Annotated in this window: 19 protein-coding genes; 5 read left to right on the top strand and 14 right to left on the bottom strand. The window is 60.2% G+C overall.

Features of this window, described 5'->3' with window-relative positions; all coding sequences use genetic code 11:
- Positions 1-67 precede the first annotated feature (67 nt).
- Complete coding sequence (locus PSH91_RS04060; protein WP_305467377.1) at positions 68-583, top strand: GspH/FimT family pseudopilin; 516 nt, start codon at positions 68-70, stop codon at positions 581-583.
- Here the strand turns inward: PSH91_RS04060 and ispH are convergent.
- The 6 genes from ispH to murJ form a co-directional block, all read right to left on the bottom strand.
- A complete protein-coding gene (ispH, locus tag PSH91_RS04055; protein WP_047230171.1) occupies positions 560-1,507 on the bottom strand; it encodes a 4-hydroxy-3-methylbut-2-enyl diphosphate reductase in 948 nt (315 codons plus the stop codon). The genes PSH91_RS04060 and ispH overlap by 24 nt on opposite strands.
- 128 nt (positions 1,508-1,635) lie before the next feature.
- Positions 1,636-2,079: an FKBP-type peptidyl-prolyl cis-trans isomerase gene (gene fkpB / locus PSH91_RS04050; RefSeq protein WP_281459551.1), complete on the bottom strand. Its 444-nt coding sequence runs from the start codon at positions 2,077-2,079 to the stop codon at positions 1,636-1,638.
- Positions 2,072-2,593, bottom strand: coding sequence for a signal peptidase II (gene lspA, locus PSH91_RS04045; RefSeq protein ID WP_047230169.1), 522 nt, complete (start codon positions 2,591-2,593; stop codon positions 2,072-2,074). The genes fkpB and lspA overlap by 8 nt, the downstream gene beginning before the upstream one ends.
- A complete protein-coding gene (gene ileS, locus PSH91_RS04040) occupies positions 2,586-5,417 on the bottom strand; it encodes an isoleucine--tRNA ligase (protein ID WP_305467374.1) in 2,832 nt (943 codons plus the stop codon). The genes lspA and ileS overlap by 8 nt, the downstream gene beginning before the upstream one ends.
- A gap of 13 nt (positions 5,418-5,430) precedes the next feature.
- Entirely contained in the window at positions 5,431-6,369 is a 939-nt protein-coding gene (gene ribF, locus PSH91_RS04035; protein WP_047230167.1) for a bifunctional riboflavin kinase/FAD synthetase, read from the bottom strand.
- A 130-nt stretch (positions 6,370-6,499) separates the two neighbouring features.
- Positions 6,500-8,038 (bottom strand): murein biosynthesis integral membrane protein MurJ, encoded by a 1,539-nt coding sequence (murJ, locus tag PSH91_RS04030; protein ID WP_076386390.1) that lies wholly within the window; start codon positions 8,036-8,038, stop codon positions 6,500-6,502.
- Positions 8,039-8,292: 254 nt separating this feature from the next.
- On the opposite strand from murJ, the gene rpsT reads away from it, so the two are divergent.
- Positions 8,293-8,571 carry a 30S ribosomal protein S20 gene (gene rpsT, locus PSH91_RS04025; protein WP_003185593.1) on the top strand — a complete coding sequence of 93 codons (279 nt, stop codon included), beginning with the start codon at positions 8,293-8,295 and terminating at the stop codon, positions 8,569-8,571.
- 181 nt (positions 8,572-8,752) lie between these two features.
- On the opposite strand, the gene PSH91_RS04020 is transcribed toward rpsT, so the two are convergent.
- From PSH91_RS04020 to rplU, 5 genes are all read right to left on the bottom strand, one after another.
- A complete protein-coding gene (locus tag PSH91_RS04020; RefSeq protein ID WP_305467372.1) occupies positions 8,753-9,217 on the bottom strand; it encodes a CreA family protein in 465 nt (154 codons plus the stop codon).
- A 9-nt stretch (positions 9,218-9,226) separates the two neighbouring features.
- Positions 9,227-10,345, bottom strand: coding sequence for a glutamate 5-kinase (proB, locus tag PSH91_RS04015; protein WP_047230164.1), 1,119 nt, complete (start codon positions 10,343-10,345; stop codon positions 9,227-9,229).
- Positions 10,346-10,623: 278 nt separating this feature from the next.
- The gene (cgtA, locus tag PSH91_RS04010) at positions 10,624-11,847 is read right to left on the bottom strand and encodes an Obg family GTPase CgtA (protein WP_047230163.1); all 1,224 of its coding nucleotides are present in this window, start codon (positions 11,845-11,847) and stop codon (positions 10,624-10,626) included.
- Positions 11,848-12,037: 190 nt separating this feature from the next.
- On the bottom strand, positions 12,038-12,295 hold the full coding sequence (gene rpmA / locus PSH91_RS04005) for a 50S ribosomal protein L27 (RefSeq protein WP_003205738.1): 258 nt from the start codon (positions 12,293-12,295) through the stop codon (positions 12,038-12,040).
- A 35-nt stretch (positions 12,296-12,330) separates the two neighbouring features.
- The gene (gene rplU / locus PSH91_RS04000; RefSeq protein ID WP_003176051.1) at positions 12,331-12,645 is read right to left on the bottom strand and encodes a 50S ribosomal protein L21; all 315 of its coding nucleotides are present in this window, start codon (positions 12,643-12,645) and stop codon (positions 12,331-12,333) included.
- A gap of 239 nt (positions 12,646-12,884) precedes the next feature.
- On the opposite strand from rplU, the gene PSH91_RS03995 reads away from it, so the two are divergent.
- The 3 genes from PSH91_RS03995 to PSH91_RS03985 all read left to right on the top strand — a co-directional run bounded on the left by PSH91_RS03995 (position 12,885) and on the right by PSH91_RS03985 (position 14,843).
- Positions 12,885-13,853 carry a polyprenyl synthetase family protein gene (locus PSH91_RS03995; protein ID WP_076386394.1) on the top strand — a complete coding sequence of 323 codons (969 nt, stop codon included), beginning with the start codon at positions 12,885-12,887 and terminating at the stop codon, positions 13,851-13,853.
- A gap of 188 nt (positions 13,854-14,041) precedes the next feature.
- The gene (locus PSH91_RS03990; protein ID WP_076386396.1) at positions 14,042-14,383 is read left to right on the top strand and encodes a zinc ribbon domain-containing protein YjdM; all 342 of its coding nucleotides are present in this window, start codon (positions 14,042-14,044) and stop codon (positions 14,381-14,383) included.
- Positions 14,384-14,585: 202 nt separating this feature from the next.
- The gene (locus PSH91_RS03985; protein WP_047230160.1) at positions 14,586-14,843 is read left to right on the top strand and encodes a hypothetical protein; all 258 of its coding nucleotides are present in this window, start codon (positions 14,586-14,588) and stop codon (positions 14,841-14,843) included.
- Between the two features lie 127 nt (positions 14,844-14,970).
- Here the strand turns inward: PSH91_RS03985 and PSH91_RS03980 are convergent, their stop codons facing one another.
- The 3 genes from PSH91_RS03980 to PSH91_RS03970 all read right to left on the bottom strand — a co-directional run bounded on the left by PSH91_RS03980 (position 14,971) and on the right by PSH91_RS03970 (position 16,756).
- On the bottom strand, positions 14,971-15,588 hold the full coding sequence (locus tag PSH91_RS03980) for an FKBP-type peptidyl-prolyl cis-trans isomerase (RefSeq protein ID WP_025215564.1): 618 nt from the start codon (positions 15,586-15,588) through the stop codon (positions 14,971-14,973).
- A gap of 205 nt (positions 15,589-15,793) precedes the next feature.
- Positions 15,794-16,282: a TIGR00645 family protein gene (locus PSH91_RS03975; protein WP_047230159.1), complete on the bottom strand. Its 489-nt coding sequence runs from the start codon at positions 16,280-16,282 to the stop codon at positions 15,794-15,796.
- A 132-nt stretch (positions 16,283-16,414) separates the two neighbouring features.
- Complete coding sequence (locus tag PSH91_RS03970; RefSeq protein ID WP_047230158.1) at positions 16,415-16,756, bottom strand: hypothetical protein; 342 nt, start codon at positions 16,754-16,756, stop codon at positions 16,415-16,417.
- Positions 16,757-16,919: the final 163 nt, after the last annotated feature.

Genomic DNA, 16,919 nt, shown 5'->3' with positions numbered 1-16,919 from the left:
CAAACGACTGCCTGTGGCGAGGGAGCTTGCTCCCTCTCTACAACAAGCCCTCCAGGGAGGAGACGTCATGTATCAACAGGGCTTTAGCCTGATCGAACTGCTCATGGGACTGGCGATTGCCGCGATTGTTCTGCCGTGGGCCGGTTCCGGATACAAAGCCCTGGTGGAATCCACTGACCGCGACGACGCCGCACGGCTGCTGGCCAGCGGTCTGCGCAGCGCCCGCAGCGAAGCAATCACGCGCAATCGGACAGTGACGATTCAAGGAATAGACAACGATTGGAGCCTGGGCTGGCAAATCATGCTGGACGGCGATGACCAGCAACTGCTGACGCAGCACAGCCGCCATGCTCGAATCATTGGCAACGGGCCGGTAAAACACTCGGTGAGATTCGCAAGCCAGGGGGAGCCGCTCCTGCCCAGCGGCGCATTTCAGGCGGGAACGTTACACGTTTGTGCACACCATAAGCCGGTCAGTCACCACCAGGTGGTCCTGTCGCGCAGCGGCCGCGTCAGCCTGCGCAGCGAGAAAACCGAGCAGGCCTTGTGCGAAATGGACTCAAAGCAAGGAGCGCACGCGTAGTTCCTTGGGCATGGAGAAGGTGACGTTCTCCTCGCGACCGGACAATTCATCGGCACCGGTTGCCCCCCAGGCCTGCAGTTGCTGGATCACGCCGCGCACCAACACTTCCGGCGCTGAAGCACCGGCGGTAATGCCGATACGCTCGACGCCGTCAAACCAGCTGCGCTGCATGTCTTCAGCGCCGTCGATCAGGTACGCCGGAGTGGACATGCGCTCGGCCAGCTCACGCAGGCGATTGGAGTTGGAGCTGTTCGGGCTACCGACTACCAGCACGACATCACACTCGTCGGCCAGTTGCTTGACCGCATCCTGACGATTCTGGGTGGCGTAGCAGATGTCATCCTTGCGTGGCCCACCGATGGCCGGGAAGCGCGCACGCAGGGCGTCGATCACTCGACTGGTATCGTCCATGGACAGGGTGGTCTGGGTGACAAACGCCAGCTTTTCCGGGTTACGCACCTGAAGGGCGGCGACGTCCTCTTCATCCTCGACCAGGTAGATCGCGCCACCATTGCTGGCGTCGTACTGGCCCATGGTGCCTTCGACTTCCGGATGGCCCTCGTGGCCGATCAGAATGCACTCACGACCGTCACGGCTGTAACGGGCCACTTCGATATGGACCTTGGTCACCAAGGGGCAGGTCGCGTCGAATACCTTCAGGCCACGGCCGGCGGCTTCGGTACGCACTGCCTGGGAAACCCCGTGGGCACTGAAGATCACGATGACGTCGTCTGGCACCTGGTCCAGTTCCTCGACGAAGATCGCCCCGCGGCTACGCAGGTCTTCGACGACAAATTTGTTGTGGACCACTTCATGGCGCACATAGATGGGCGGCCCGAAAACTTCCAGGGCGCGGTTGACGATTTCGATCGCCCGGTCCACGCCGGCGCAGAAGCCACGGGGGTTGGCGAGTTTGATTTGCATGCTGTGCCTCGTGTCTGTGGGAGCGAGCCTGCTCGCGATGCGGCAGAACAGTCAACTCGATGGTGGCTGTGATTCAGCCATCGCGAGCAGGCTCGCTCCCACAGGTATGGTGGGGGCGGTAACTGCCGTTAAATCTCAACTGCCTTCACTTCGATGATTTCCACTTCGAAGTTCAAGGTCTTGCCCGCCAACGGATGATTGAAGTCCACGGTCACCTGGGCGTCGTCGAACGCCTTCACCACGCCCGGCAGTTCGGTATTGGCCGCATCGTTGAAGATCACCAGCAACCCTTCGGACAGTTCCATGTCCTGGAACTGGGAGCGTGGCATGGTCTGCACGTTTTGCGGGTTGGGCTGACCAAAGGCGTTTTCCGGTGGAACCACCACGGTGCGCTTGTCACCGGCCTTGAAACCGAAGATCGCCGCCTCGAAGCCCGGCAGCAGGTTGCCGTCGCCAACCTTGAACACGGCCGGAGCCTTGTCAAAGGTGCTGTCGACGGTGTCGCCGTTTTCCAGGTGCAGGGCGAAGTGAAGCTTCACTTCAGTGTTTTGAGCGATACGCTGCTCAGTCATGGACGGCTTCTCCGGGTTTCTTGCTCTTGAACATGTCCAGGGCGAGCATTACGGCGCCCACGGTGATGGCGCTGTCGGCAAAGTTGAACGCCGGGAAGTACCAGCGGTTCTGCCAATGCACCAGGATGAAATCGATCACGTGGCCCAAGGCAATCCGGTCATAAAGATTGCCCAGCGCGCCCCCAAGCACCAATGCCAGCGCCACGGCGAGCCAGGTCTCATCGCGACCCAGGCGTTTGAGCCAGACCACCAGCACGCCGCTGACCACGACAGCGATCAGGGCGAACAGCCAGCGCTGCCAGCCCGAACTGTCGGCCAGGAAGCTGAACGCCGCGCCCGTGTTGTAAGCCAGGGTCCAGCTGAAGTAGTCGGGGATGACCACGATCTGCTGGTACATGGTCAGCGAGTTTTCGAAGTGGAACTTGCTGGCCTGGTCAATGACCAGCACCAGCAAGCTCAACCACAGCCAGCTCAGCCGGCCGAAACGGCTCGCCACGTTAGACGCACTAGGCATAGTGACGAACCTCACCAGTGCCGCTGATGTTGTCGACGCAACGGCCGCAGATCTCCGGATGCTCCGGACTCACGCCGACGTCTTCGCGGCAGTGCCAGCAACGGGCGCACTTGGTGTGGTTCGACTTGACGATCTTCAGCTTCAGGCCGCTGACTTCAGTGACGACCGCATCGGCCGGCGCCTGCACCAACGGTGCGACACTGGCGGTGGAAGTGATCAGCACGAAACGCAGCTCGTTGCTCAGCTTGGCCAGATCGGCACTCAGGGCTTCTTCGGCGTAGAGCGTCACTTCGGCCTGCAGGTTGCCACCGACGGCCTTGGCCGCGCGCTGGATCTCCATTTCCTTGTTGACCGCCGCCTTGACCGCCATGATCCGGTCCCAATAGGCACGGTCCAGCTCGAAACCTTGCGGCAGTTCGGTCAGGCCTTCGTACCAGGTGTTGAGCATCACCGACTCGTTGCGCTCGCCCGGCAGGTACTGCCACAGCTCGTCGGCGGTGAATGCCAGGATCGGCGCGATCCAGCGCACCAGGGCTTCGCTGATGTGGAACAGCGCGGTCTGGCACGAACGGCGCGCCTTGCTGTTGGCGCCAGTGGTGTACTGACGGTCCTTGATGATGTCGAGGTAGAAACCACCCAGCTCCTGCACGCAGAAGTTGTGGATCTTGGAGTAGACGTTCCAGAAACGATACTCACCGTAATGCTCCTGCAATTCGCGTTGCAGCAACAGGGTACGGTCCACGGCCCAGCGGTCCAACGCGAGCATTTCTTCGGCTGGCAGCAGGTCGGTGGCCGGGTTGAAACCGGTCAGGTTCGAGAGCAGGAAGCGCGCGGTGTTACGGATCCGCCGGTAGGCGTCCGCGCTGCGCTGCAGGATCTGCTCGGAAACGGCCATCTCGCCGGAATAGTCGGTGGAGGCGACCCACAAGCGCATGATGTCGGCGCCCAGGGTGTCGTTGACCTTCTGCGGGGCGATCACGTTGCCCAGGGACTTGGACATCTTGCGGCCGGACTCATCGACGGTGAAGCCGTGGGTCAGCAACTCGCGGTACGGTGCGTGGTTGTCGATGGCGCAACCGGTCAGCAACGAGGAGTGGAACCAGCCGCGATGCTGGTCCGAACCTTCCAGGTACAGGTCGGCACGCGGGCCGGTTTCATGGCCCATCGGGTGCGAGCCACGCAGCACATGCCAGTGGGTGGTGCCGGAATCGAACCAGACGTCCAGGGTGTCGCTGATCTTGTCGTACAGCGGCGCTTCGTCGCCCAACAGTTCGGCGGCGTCCATCTTGAACCAGGCTTCGATGCCTTCGACTTCGACGCGCTTGGCCACCTCTTCCATCAGTTCGACGGTGCGTGGGTGCAGTTCGCCGCTTTCCTTGTTCAGGAAGAACGGGATCGGCACGCCCCAATTGCGCTGGCGGGAGATGCACCAGTCAGGACGGTTGGCGATCATCGAGTGCAGGCGCGCCTGGCCCCAGGCCGGCACGAACTTGGTGTCCTCGATGGCTTTGAGGGAGCGCTGGCGCAGGGTGTCGCCAGTGGTTGGCTGCTTGTCCATGCCGATGAACCACTGCGCGGTGGCGCGGTAGATCAGCGGGGTCTTGTGGCGCCAGCAGTGCATGTAGCTGTGTTCGATGACGGTGGTGTGCAGCAGCGCGCCGACTTCGGTCAGCTTGTCGACGATGGCCGGGTTGGCTTTCCAGATGAACTGGCCGCCAAAGAACTCCAGCGACGGCACGTACACGCCATTGCTCTGTACCGGGTTGAGGATGTCGTCGTTGACCATGCCGTACTTCTTGCAGGTCACGAAGTCGTCAACGCCATAGGCCGGCGCGGAGTGAACCACACCAGTGCCTGCGCCCAGCTCTACGTAGTCGGCCAGGTACACCGGCGACAGGCGGTCATAGAACGGATGACGGAAATTGATCAGTTCCAGCGTCGAACCTGGCGCGGTAGCCAGCACCGAGCCTTCGAGGTTGTAGCGGGCCAGGCAGGACTCGACCAGTTCTTCGGCCAATACCAGCAGCCTGTCGCCAACATCGACCAGGGCGTAGTTGAATTCCGGGTGAACGTTCAACGCCTGGTTGGCCGGGATGGTCCACGGGGTGGTGGTCCAGATCACGATCGACGCCGGTTTGCTCAGCTTGCCCAGGCCGAAAGCGGCGGCGAGCTTGTCTTCATCGGCGATCGGGAACGCGACGTCGATGGTCGACGACTTCTTGTTTTCGTACTCGACTTCCGCCTCGGCCAAGGCCGAACCGCAATCGAAGCACCAGTTCACGGGCTTGAGGCCCTTGAACACAAAGCCGCCCTCGACGATTTTCGCCAAGGCCCGGATTTCGCCGGCTTCGTTTTTGAAGTCCATGGTCTTGTAAGGGTTGGCGAAGTCGCCCAGCACGCCGAGGCGGATGAATTCGGACTTCTGCCCTTCGATCTGCTCGGTGGCGTAGGCACGGCACAATTCGCGGGTCTTGTCCGCGCCCAGGTTCTTGCCGTGGGTCACTTCAACCTTGTGCTCGATCGGCAGGCCATGGCAATCCCAGCCCGGGATATACGGCGCGTCGAAACCCGACAGGGTCTTGGAGCGCACGATCATGTCCTTGAGAATCTTGTTCAGCGCGTGACCGATGTGGATCGTGCCGTTGGCGTACGGAGGGCCGTCGTGCAGGACGAACTTCGGACGATCCTTGCCAATCTCGCGCAACTTTCCGTACAGGCCAATGCTGTCCCAACGCTGCAGAATCTGTGGTTCGCGCTGAGGCAGGCCGGCCTTCATAGGGAAGGCGGTGTCCGGAAGGTTTAGCGTGGCTTTATAGTCGGTCATTTAAGGCTCTTCATTAGCGATTGGCGCTGGTTGCGACAAGGGCACGGGCGGCGGCGATATCTGCATGGATCGCCGTCTTGAGCGCCTCCAGAGAGGCAAAACGCTGCTCTTCACGCAGCTTTTGGTGGAAAACCACCGTCAAACGCCGGTCATACAGATCGCCGGCAAAATCCAGAACATGTACTTCGAGGTGGGCCTTGCCATCCCCCTGGACCGTGGGCCGGACGCCGATATTGGCGACACCGGGCCAGGTCTTGCCGTCGATCTCGACACTCACCAGGAACACCCCGGTCAGCGGTACACGACGACGCTTGAGTTGCACGTTGGCCGTCGGCGTGCCCAGTTGGCGCGCCAGTTTCTGCCCGTGCAGGATCCGTCCGGCAATCCGGTACGGCCGGCCGAGCAAACGCTCGGCCAATTCGAAGTCGGCAGCCGCCAGGGCATTGCGGACCTGGGTACTGCTGACGCGCATGCCATCCATCTCGACGGTCTGCGCCGCTTCGACGGTAAAGCCCCGGGCCTTGCCGGCCTGTTGCAGGTAATCGAAATCCCCTGCCCGGTCGCAGCCGAAACGGAAATCATCACCGACTTCCAGATGTTTTATGTCCAGACCGCCCACCAGGATGGTCTCGACGAATTCGGCGGCACTGAGCTTGCTCAGGCGCTGATTGAAGGCCAGGCACAAGACCCGGTCGACGCCTTCGGCGGCCAGCAGATGCAGCTTGTCCCGCAGCCGGGCCAGACGGGCCGGCGCGGTGTCCGGGGCGAAAAATTCCCGGGGTTGCGGCTCGAAGATCACCACGCAACTGGGCACGCCCAATTCCTGGGCACGCTCGCGCAACCGCGCCAGGATAGCCTGGTGGCCACGGTGAACACCGTCAAAGTTGCCAATAGTGGCGACACAGCCCCGATGCTGGGGGCGCAGGTTGTGGAGGCCTCGAACCAGCTGCATAACGCGCTTCTTGCTCATAAAGTGGCCGATTATAACCACACCCGGCGGCCGACGACAGGCAACACCGTAACCCAAAGTGATCGAGCCGACAAAACCACTGCCCGGCCCGGGATTATCGAGGGTAAACCCCTCAGCTCAAGCCCTTGCGGTTGAAGTCGCGCAGGCGAAAGCCCATCAGCAGCAGCATGCCGAAATACGCCACCACACCCGCCGCGACCAGTACACCCAGGCGCAGGAAACGCTCGAGCATCTGTCCTTCACCCCAGGCTGGCATGAAATGCATCGCCCCCAGCAGCACCGCCGACATCACCCCCACGGCCACCAGCAGCTTGAGGCCGAACTTGCCCCAGCCCGGCTGCGGCTGATACATCTTCTGCTTGCGCAGTTGGTAAAACAGCAGCCCGGCGTTGAGACACGCGCCGGCACTGATCGCCAGGGCCAGGCCAGCGTGGGCCAGCGGGCCGATCAGCAACAGGTTGAACAATTGGGTCATCACCAGGGTAAAAATGGCGATTTTCACCGGCGTGCGAATGTTCTGCTGGGCGTAGAAGCCTGGCGCCAGCACCTTGATCACAATGATCCCGAGCAAGCCCACCGAGTAAGCGATCAGCGCACGCTGGGTCATCAGCGCGTCAAAAGCGTTGAACTGGCCGTACTGGAACAACGAGACGGTCAGCGGCTCGGCCAGGATGCCCAGCGCCAGGGCACAAGGCAACACCAGCACGAAGCACAGGCGCAGGCCCCAGTCGAGGATGCGCGAGTACTCCTGGCGGTCCTGGCTGGCGTAAGTCTTGGCCAGGGTCGGCAACAGGATCGTGCCCAGGGCCACGCCCAACACACCGGACGGCAACTCCATGAGGCGGTCGGCGTAGTACATCCACGACACCGAGCCGGCCACCAGGAACGAGGCGAAAATGGTGTTGATGATCAGGGAAATCTGACTCACCGAAACCCCGAGGATCGCCGGCAACATCTGCTTCATCACCCGCCACACGCCGCTGTCGCGCAGATTCAGGCGCGGCAGCACCAGCATGCCGATTTTCTTCAGGTGAGGCAGCTGATACAGCAACTGCGCCAGGCCACCCACCAGCACCGCCCAACCAAGTGCCATCACCGGCGGGTCGAAGTACGGCGTCAGGAACACCGCAAAGACGATCATGCTGACGTTGAGCAGGGTCGGCACGAAGGCCGGCACCGAGAAACGGTTCCAGGTATTGAGGATCGCCCCGGCCAGGGACGACAGGGAAATCAGCAATATATAAGGAAAGGTCACCCGCAACAGGTCCGAGGTGAGCTGGAATTTTTCCGGGGTATCGGTAAAACCCGGTGCCGTGGCCCAGATCACCCAGGGCGCGGCGAGCATGCCGGCGACCGTAACCAGCGCCAGCACCAGCGTCAGCAAACCCGTGACGTAGGCAATGAACGTGCGGGTCGCTTCGTCGCCTTTCTGGCTTTTATATTCCGCCAGGATCGGCACGAAGGCTTGGGAAAACGCCCCTTCGGCGAAGATTCGCCGCAACAGATTGGGCAACTTGAAGGCGATGAAGAAGGCGTCGGTGGCCATCCCGGCACCGAATATCCGAGCGATCAGCGTGTCACGAACGAACCCCAGGACGCGTGAAAGCATCGTGATAGAGCTGACGGCAGCCAACGATTTGAGCAGATTCATGAAAAGAGTTTTTGCCTGTCGATAAACAGCAGGCGAACAACGCGCCCACTTATGCGATACTCCGCGCCGCTAAACAGTGCAGAGCCAAAGCCCGCGAGTTTACAGGTCGCACGCCGGAAAGAAATCATCCGGTGCGTTGTACCTGCCATTCAGCGGAACGCGTCACCCGCCCTTGACAAGACATCAACTCATCGGCATGATTCGCGGCCTATTTTGTTTGCTATTTCCTAAAAAGTCTTTCGAGGAGCTCGACGGTGGCCAACACACCTTCCGCCAAAAAACGTGCAAAACAGGCTGAGAAGCGTCGCAGCCACAACGCCAGCCTGCGTTCCATGGTCCGTACCTACATCAAAAACGTAGTTAAGGCCATCGACGCAAAAGACGCTGAAAAAGCACAAGCTGCTTACGTTCTGGCTGTGCCAGTTATCGACCGTATGGCCGATAAAGGCATCATCCACAAGAACAAGGCTGCTCGCCATAAGAGCCGCCTGAATGGCCACGTAAAGGCCCTGAACGTTGCCGCTGCTGCCTAAGCGACGCGCTCGTTAAAAAACCGACCTTAGGGTCGGTTTTTTATTGCCTGGGATTTACCACACATATCGCAAAAAATGTGGGAGCGAGCCTGCTCGCGATAGCTGACTAACACTCAATACAAGCTGACTGTTATATAGCTATCGCGAGCAGGCTCGCTCCCACACTGGGATTTGCGTCAGGTTATTGGGTACGAGCCCACGGCAGGATCGGGATCGCCGTCACCGCATTCTGCGGACTGCCTTCGATCACACGGTCGCTGTAGACCAGGTACACCAGCGTATTACGCTTCTTGTCGAGGAAGCGCACCACCTGCATGGTCTTGAATACCAACGACGTGCGCTCCCTGAACACCTCCTCGCCGTCCTTGAGCTCCCCCTTGAAGCTGATGGGACCGACCTGGCGGCAGGCAATGGATGCCTCGGCGCGATCCTCAGCCAGACCCAGGCCGCCCTTCACACCACCGGTCTTGGCCCGGGACAGATAACACGTCACCCCGCCCACCTTCGGATCATCGAAGGCCTCAACGACGATCCGGTCATTTGGCCCGACAAACTTGAACACCGTCGACACCTGGCCAATTTCCTCGGCCGAGGCCAGCAGCGGCAATGCCACCAGCAAGCCGATCAATCCTTTTGCCAAACCCATGATTTTTCCTTAGACGAGAATCAGGTTGTCACGGTGAACCAGCTCTGGCTCGGCCATGTAACCCAACAGACCGACAATCGCATCAGACGATTGACCGATGATTTTTTGTGCTTCGAGCGCGCTGTAGTTGGCCAGGCCGCGAGCGATTTCGCGACCATCCGGCGCCACGCACACCACCATTTCGCCGCGACGAAAACTGCCCTGGACCAGCTTCACGCCCACCGGCAGCAGACTTTTATTGCCCTGGGACAGCGCCGACACCGCCCCCGCATCCAGCACCAGCGTGCCACGGGTTTGCAGATGCCCGGCCAGCCATTGCTTCCGGGCCGCCAACATACCGCGCTCAGGGGACAGCAACGTGCCAATGCGCTCGCCCGCCTTCAGGCGATCCAGCACTCGCTCCAGCCGACCACCGACAATGATGGTGTGAGCCCCGGAGCGAGCAGCCAGACGGGCGGCGCGCAGCTTGGTCTGCATGCCGCCACGCCCCAGCGCACCACCGGTACCGCCTGCCACCGCGTCCAGCGCCGGATCATCGGCACGGGCTTCGTAGATCAGCTTGGCATCAGGATTGTTGCGCGGGTCGGCGTCGAACATACCGTCGCGATCCGTGAGAATCACCAGCAGGTCCGCCTCCACCAGGTTCGCCACTAACGCGGCCAGAGTGTCGTTGTCGCCGAAACGAATCTCGTCGGTAACCACAGTGTCGTTTTCGTTGATCACCGGGATGACTTTCAGCTCGACCAGCGCCCGCAAGGTACTGCGAGCATTGAGGTAGCGCTTGCGGTCGGACAGGTCGTCATGGGTCAGCAGGATCTGCGCCGTATGGCGACCGTGCTCGGCAAAGCTCGACTCCCAGGCCTGCACCAGCCCCATCTGACCGATGGCGGCAGCGGCCTGCAACTCGTGCATCGCGCTGGGTCGCGATGTCCAGCCCAACCGGCTCATGCCAGCGGCTACAGCCCCCGAAGAGACCAAGACCAGTTCGACGCCAGCCTCATGCAAAGCCACCATCTGCTCGACCCACACCGCCATTGCCTTGCGATCCAAGCCCTTGCCATCCGCCGTCAGCAATGCGCTGCCGATCTTCACGACCCAGCGCTGCGCACCCGTCACCTTGCTCCGCATCATCTTCAACCTTTGCCAGCGAACGGCGCGACCCAGCACCGCCCATGAGATTATTCGTATTTGCGTTTTACAGATACCAAAACGCCGCTCGAATGAGCGGCGCCTTGGAAACTGGCTGGTTGCGATGATAACACCGCGCTGAAACACTTAAACCTGTGGGAGCGAGCTTGCTCGCGATTGCATTGGGTCAGCAATATTGATACCGGCTGTCACACCGCTATCGCGAGCAAGCTCGCCCCCACAGGTCCTGGCTTCAACTGAGTGACATCAGCACACGATCAGTCGCGAACGTAGATGATTTCCGGACCGTCTTCGTCATCCACGTCTTCTTCGTCCCAATCGTCGTCACCGATGTCATGGACCGACTTCACGCCGCTGCGACGCAGGGCACGCTGATCATCCAGCGCCTGCAACTGAGCACGCGCCTCGTCTTCGATACGCTGATCGAGCTCGGCCAGTTCTTCCTTGTAGGCAGGGTCATTGGCCAGGCGATCGGCACGATCTTCCATGTAACGCATGATGTCGTGGCACAGGCGCTCGGTGCCTTCTTTGGCAATGGCCGAGATCACGTAGACCGGACCTTCCCACTCCAGGCGATCGACGATTTCCTTGACCCGCTCCTCGTGCTCTTCTTCGAGGATCTGGTCGCACTTGTTCAGCACCAACCAGCGATCACGCTCTGCCAGGGCCGGGCTGAACTTGGTCAGCTCGCTGACAATGACTTCGGCCGCATCAGCAGCACTGGTTTCATCCAGCGGCGCCATGTCCACGAGGTGCAGCAACAGCCGGGTACGGGACAAGTGCTTGAGGAAGCGAATCCCCAGGCCGGCGCCATCGGACGCACCTTCGATCAGCCCCGGAATGTCCGCAACCACAAAGCTCTTCCAGCGGTCGACACTGACCACGCCCAGGTTCGGCACCAGGGTGGTGAACGGGTAATCGGCGACTTTCGGCTTGGCTGCCGATACCGAGCGAATGAAGGTGCTCTTGCCGGCGTTCGGCAGACCCAGCAGGCCCACGTCGGCCAGCACTTTCATTTCCAGCTTCAGGTCACGCTGCTCGCCTGGCTTGCCTGGCGTGGTCTGGCGCGGCGCACGGTTGGTACTGGACTTGAAACGGGTGTTACCCAGACCGTGCCAGCCACCATGGGCCACCAGCAGACGCTGGCCAGCCTTGGTCAGGTCGCCAATGACTTCCTGGGTGGCGGAGTCGATCACCGTGGTGCCGACCGGCACGCGCAGGATCAGGTCTTCGCCCTTTTTGCCGGTGCAGTCGGTGCTGCCGCCATTGGAGCCACGCTCGGCATCGAAGTGACGGGTATAACGGTAGTCCACCAGGGTGTTGAGGTTTTCGTCGGCGAGCATGTAGATCGAGCCGCCATCGCCGCCATCACCACCGTTCGGACCACCGTTCTCAATGAATTTTTCTCGACGGAAACTCATGCAACCATTGCCGCCGTCGCCGGCCTTTACTCGAATCGATACTTCATCAACAAACTTCATGACACACGCCTCTCGCCATACGGACGAGCCAAAAAAACAAGACATAAGACTCTTGCAAAAATGAGCGCAGCGACCTGATGACACGCCCCAACCGCAGCGCCGACAGCCCATACAAACAGTTTTGCAAGAGACTCACCCCACAAACGAAAAAGCCCCGTCGCAAGACAGGGCTTTTCCAGCGGTCTCGCAATTAAGCTGCGATAACGCTTACGTAACGACGACCGAAGGCGCCTTTTACTTCGAACTTGATCACGCCTTCGACTTTAGCGAAGAGGGTGTGATCCTTACCCATACCTACGCCGTAGCCAGCGTGGAATTGGGTGCCGCGCTGACGCACGATGATGTTGCCCGCTTTGATAGCCTGGCCGCCATACATCTTGACGCCAAGGCGTTTGGCTTCTGAGTCGCGACCGTTACGGGTACTACCACCAGCTTTTTTGTGTGCCATGAGTTCAATTCTCCTAGTGAGGAATTAGGCTGAAATTAAGCCTGAATACCGGTGATTTTGATCTCGGTGTACCACTGGCGGTGGCCCATACGCTTCATGTGGTGCTTACGGCGACGGAACTTGATGATGCGGACTTTATCGTGACGACCTTGGGAGATCACTTCAGCCACAACGGTAGCGCCAGCAACGACTGGAGCGCCGATATTCACGTCATCGCCATTGGCGACCAACAGAACGCGATCAAAAGTCACGGATTCGCCAGTAGCGATTTCCAGTTTTTCGATCTTCAGGTATTCACCTGGGGCGACCTTGTATTGCTTGCCACCAGTAACAATTACTGCGTACGACATGGTATTTCTCCGATAATCCTGCTCACCCAGCGCTTTATAAGAAGAGGTATTGGCTGGCATGGCTGCATGGGCTGGAAGGCCCGGATGCAATTGCGTAAGGCAGGTGCTGCCCAGGAAGTTCAGGGTGCGCGATTGTACGCAAGCCGCAAGCGCCTTGCAAGAGGCCGTCCATCGCGCCTTGACAGGCCCAGGCGTGGGTCCTAGCATGCCGCGCAACCCTTCTGGAGCACCTGTCGCTGATGCAACCCCAAGCTTTCTACCGCGCGGTGGCGGACGATTTTAGCGCCGTCGACGGCATCATCAAGAAGCAGCTGACTTCCCGAGTGCCGCTGGTATCGAAAATCGGCGATTACATTACTTCGGCCGGGGGCAAACGCCTGCGTCCTTTGTTGGTGCTGTTGTGTGGCAAGGCCTTGGGCCGCGAAGGCGACGACATGCGCCTGCTGGCCGCCACCATCGAATTCCTGCACACCGCGACCCTGCTGCATGACGACGTGGTCGACATGTCCGGCATGCGCCGCGGCCGCTCGACCGCCAACGCCATGTGGGGCAACGCCCCAAGCGTGCTGGTGGGCGACTTCCTGTATTCGCGCTCGTTCGAAATGATGGTAGAGCTGGGCTCGATGCCGGTGATGAAGATCCTGTCCCAGGCCACGCGCATCATCGCCGAAGGCGAAGTGCTGCAGCTGTCCAAGGTGCGCGACGCCAGCACCACGGAAGAAACCTATATGGAAGTCATCCGCGGCAAGACGGCGATGCTCTTCGAAGCCTCGACCCACAGCGCCGCCGCCCTGGCCGGCGCCAGCGCCGAGCAAAGCGAAGCGTTGCGCACCTTTGGCGATCACCTGGGCGTGGCCTTCCAGTTGGTGGACGACCTGCTGGACTACAAGGGCGACGCCGAGACTTTGGGCAAGAACGTCGGGGACGACCTGGCCGAAGGCAAGCCGACCCTGCCGCTGATCTACACCATGCGCGAAGGCACTCCTGAGCAGGCGGCACTGGTACGCCAGGCGATCCAGAAAGGCGGGATCGAAGACCTGGAGAGCATCCGGGAAGCGGTTGAAGCCTCCGGCTCGCTGGACTACACCGCAAAACTGGCCCGCGACTACGTCGCCCGCGCAATCAAATGCCTCGACGCCCTGCCGGCCAGCGAATACCGCGATGCGTTGGTGGAACTGAGCGAGTTTGCGGTGGCTCGCACCCATTGATGGCATGAAGCCCCTGTGGGAGCGAGCTTGCTCGCGATAGCGTTGGGTCAGTAAGCTTGATGCTGATTGGCAGACAGCTATCGCGAGCAAGCTCGCTCCCACAAGGGTATTTCACTGCCCTGCCCTTCGCGGCCTAAAACCCTATATAATGTGCGCCCTTTTACCCTCCTGATACCCAAGGAACCTTAGTGAGCACGTTGCCTCCCTGCCCGAAATGCAATTCCGAATACACCTACGAAGACGGTACTCAACTGGTCTGCCCGGAGTGTGCCCACGAATGGTCTGCCAGCGGTGAAGCTGAAACGGCGTCCGATGAGACGGTGAAGAAGGATTCGGTCGGCAATGTCCTGCAGGACGGCGACACCATCACTGTGATCAAGGACCTGAAGGTCAAAGGCACGTCGCTGGTGGTCAAGGTGGGCACCAAGGTCAAGAACATCCGTTTGTGCGATGGTGATCACGACATCGACTGCAAGATCGACGGCATCGGCCCGATGAAGCTCAAGTCCGAGTTCGTCAGAAAAGTCTGAGCCGTGCGTATTCCATCCCACGCCCCGCGTGGGATGGTGCTTCACCCTCCCCGCTCCACCCCCCGTTTACGCCTCCGAGCCAAGCGCGAGCCGATTGAGCTGCCGCAACCCACCGTCAGAAAAACAATTCGAACACCAATAGAGCCTTGCTATTTAGCGAATAAGAATTATTCTCATAACGCCCATCAAGGAGATGAGAACCATGACTTATTTGATCGATGCCTGGCTGGACCGCCCACACCCTTACCTGAGAATCCTGCATCGGGAAACCGGGGAAGTCTGTGCGGTGCTTGAAGAAGAAGCCCTGAACGAACTGCAGGACCAGGGGGATCTGGACCTCAACAGCCTCAATTCCAGCGAGCCGCTGGTGCTCAAGGAACTGGTGCGCAATCTGTTCCTGTTCTGTTACGCCCGGGCGTTGCGCCCTACGGCGGATTTCAATGGCAGGTTTCATGGATGAAGCGCGCAAACCCTGTGGGAGCGAGCCTGCTCGCGATAGCGGTGTGACACTCAACATCAATATTGACTGACCGACCGTCATCGCGAGCAGGCTCGCTCCCACAAAAGCCTGCTTAAGCGTTGATGCCTTACAGAACGTCCAACAGCTCGACGTCAAACACCAGTACGCTGTGCGGCGGAATGCTGCCAACGCCTTGAGCGCCGTAGGCCAGTTCGCTTGGCACGTACAAACGCCATTTGCTGCCGGCGTTCATCAATTGCAAGGCTTCGGTCCAGCCTGGGATCACGCCACCCACCGGGAATTCGGCAGGCTGGCCACGATCGTAGGAGCTGTCGAACACAGTGCCGTCGATCAGAGTGCCATGGTAATGGGTACGCACCTGGTCTTCACGGCTCGGCTTGGCGCCTTCGCCCTGAGTCAGCACTTCAAATTGCAGACCCGAGGCCAGGGTGGTGATGCCTTCGCGCTTGGCGTTTTCAGCCAGGAATGCACGACCTTCGCCAGCGGCGGCTTCTGCCTTGGCGGCAGCTTCGGCCTGCATGATTTCGCGAATGACTTTGAAGCTGGCGGACATCTCGTCCTGGCCCACACGGCTCGGCTTGCCGGCGAAGGCGTCGGTCAGGCCAGCCAGGATTGCGTCCAGGCTCACGCCCGGTGGCGGGTTGTCGCGCAGTTGGTCGCCCAACTGACGGCCAATGCCGTAGCTGACGCGGGTTTCGTCGGTGGACAGGTTAACTTCGGACATGATGCTGCTCCGCTGTGCGGACGGCTCGGGAATTTGCCGTGCTTGACACAGCGCCTCCCGGAGCGCCCGGAACCAAAAGGGCGAGCAGACTAGCACAGATGCCGCAGCGGGTGACGAGCCCCCTGATCAAAGCGCCGCCACCAGAAACGACAACGCCCGCCTGCTTTGCAACAGACGGGCGGTGCGCCGCAGCGATGAACGGACCTCAGTGCTTGGTCAGTTTATCCAGGTAACCCATGGCAAACGCCGAAACCACGAAGGTCATGTGGATGATCACGTACCACATCAGGTGCTCGGGATCGACGTTCTTGGCATCCATGAAGATGCGCAGCAGGTGAATCGAGGAAATGGCAACGATCGAGGCCGCAACCTTCATTTTCAGCGAGGACGAATCCATGGTCCCGAGCCAGTTGAGCTTTTCCTTGTCGGAATCGATGTCCAGTTGCGAGACGAAGTTCTCATAGCCGGAAATCATCACCATCACCAACAGGCCGCCCACCAGCGCCATGTCGATCAGCGACAGCAGCACCAGAATCAGCTCGGATTCGGCCATGGCAAACACATTGGGAATGATGTGAAAGACTTCCTGGAAGAACTTCAGGGCCAGGGCCAGCAAGCCGAGGGACAGCCCGAAATAGATCGGCGCCAGCAGCCAACGGGAGGCGTACATTGCATTTTCGATAAAGCGTTCCATTGAGTCTCACACCAGGGCTGAAAAATCGCGGCGAGTATATCAGTCACGACCTGGGTCATAAACGCCAGGCCCATCCGCGACTTCAGCCCTTGGAGCTAAACCGTACTGCCAGCGCCCGCACGATGACGGCTTTCAATGCAACGGGCGAAACTCGAAGCCGTCAACGCTGCGACAACGGCCTCCATTGATTTCCCGCAATTGGGCCTGCATGTGCAGGCACCAGATCTGCGGGTCGTCGGCCAGCTCATAACCATGCGTTGTCAGGCTTTGCACAATGGTGTCGAGAATGGACTCAGCGGCATTCGGGCCGGGAAAAGGGCCTTGGGCCTTGATGGCCGAAGGTTGTTCGCCAGCCATTCCGGCGGCGAAGAGTAAGGTCCACATACCGGTATCTCCCGCCAGCGGACGGATGGCGCATTCGATACGGGTCACAAGGCCCAGGCATTGACGAGTGAGGCAAAGGTTGCGCGACATGGCGGCGCCCCTCGATAGATCCGGTATTCAGCCTCAGGACAAGGCTGTTTCGATCCGATGATGGCTCTCGTTATCCTTGAACTGAGGATAGAAGAAAAGTTCCGGCCGCAAGTCCCGCCGAGACCAGAATGCGCCGAATGGTCATAGTGTGAATATTGACGCC

Source organism: Pseudomonas sp. FP1154 (assembly GCF_030687245.1).
GTDB classification, from domain to species: domain Bacteria; phylum Pseudomonadota; class Gammaproteobacteria; order Pseudomonadales; family Pseudomonadaceae; genus Aquipseudomonas; species Aquipseudomonas rhizophila.
The sequence above is the reverse complement of the archived record's forward strand: the minus strand, read 5'-3'. Positions and strand labels throughout refer to the sequence as shown.